The 921-nt window shown below is 69.2% G+C and carries 2 protein-coding genes; one reads left to right on the top strand and one right to left on the bottom strand.

The genetic code is table 11. From position 1 onward, the window contains the following. Positions 1–376 (bottom strand): DUF192 domain-containing protein (locus D7X32_RS44510; protein ID WP_147450540.1); only part of this gene is annotated, 376 nt, incomplete at its 3' end. Between the two features lie 17 nt (positions 377–393). Between D7X32_RS44510 and D7X32_RS44505 the strand changes: the two genes are divergently transcribed. After that, the gene (locus tag D7X32_RS44505; protein ID WP_120608485.1) at positions 394–897 is read left to right on the top strand and encodes a tRNA (cytidine(34)-2'-O)-methyltransferase; all 504 of its coding nucleotides are present in this window, start codon (positions 394–396) and stop codon (positions 895–897) included. Positions 898–921 lie beyond the last annotated feature (24 nt).

The following is a 921-nucleotide window of genomic DNA, read 5'->3' as shown; positions in this document are numbered from 1 at the left end:
GCCTGGTCTTCACCCCGGGGGCTTCCCCCGGGGTGAAGACCAGGCGGTCGCCCTCCTGGGTGCCGCTGGCCCCGAGGACGCCCGCGGGCAGTTCCAGGACCGAGCGGGCCTTGAAGTAGATGGACGAGGTGCGCCAGGGAGGCATGGCGGACAGTTGCTTGACGATGCGCCCTTCCGCGTCCAGGAAGGCCACGTCGATGGGGATGCGCATGAAGAAGGTGTGGATGGAGTTGCAGGGCTCGATGTGCATCCCGCCCCCCATGGGCAGCGAGGCGCGGCCCATGAGCCCCTGGAAGCGCTGGACGAAGGACTCGGCGCGTTCGGCGCGGTCCGCGAGCAGCCGCTGCCGCGTTTCGTTGGTCACCCTCCAGTGCATGTCCGGTGTTCTATCCCATGCTTGAGCCCCTGGCGTCCCCCCTGCACCTGGTCCTCGTGTCCCCCCAGATTCCGCCCAACACCGGCAACGTGGCCCGGCTGTGCGCGGTGACCGGCTGCCGGCTCATCCTGGTGGAGCCCCTGGGGTTCTCCATCGACGACCGGAACCTGAAGCGGGCGGGGCTGGACTACTGGGACAAGGTGTTCCTGAAGCTGTACCCGACCTACGACGCCTACGTGGCGGAGTACCCGGCCGCCCGGCGGTGGCTGTTCTCCGCGAGGGCGGAGACGTCGCTCTACGCGGCCCGGTTCGAGCCGGGGGATCACCTGGTGTTCGGCTCGGAGGTCACAGGGCTGTTGCCGGAGGTGATGGAGGGGGGGACGGGGACGCCGGTGACCATCCCGATGCTGCCGGAGCGCCGCAGCTTGAATCTTTCGACGTCGGTGGGGATTGGGGCCTACGAGGCGCTGCGTCAGGTTCAATTGGGTGCGGCGGCCAGGCAGGCACCGCCGTCGAATTGAGGGGCGGGCGGGACGGGCTACACT

Origin of the sequence: Corallococcus carmarthensis, assembly GCF_003611695.1 — a bacterium.
GTDB lineage: Bacteria > Myxococcota > Myxococcia > Myxococcales > Myxococcaceae > Corallococcus > Corallococcus carmarthensis.
Note: the sequence above shows the minus strand (reverse complement) of the source record. Positions and strands in the feature narration are given on the sequence as shown.

Coding starts and splice junctions, on each gene's coding strand:
- D7X32_RS44505 (WP_120608485.1), top strand. CDS start 394: ATGCTTGAGCCCCTGGCGTCCCCCCTGCACCTGGTCCTCGTGTCCCCC.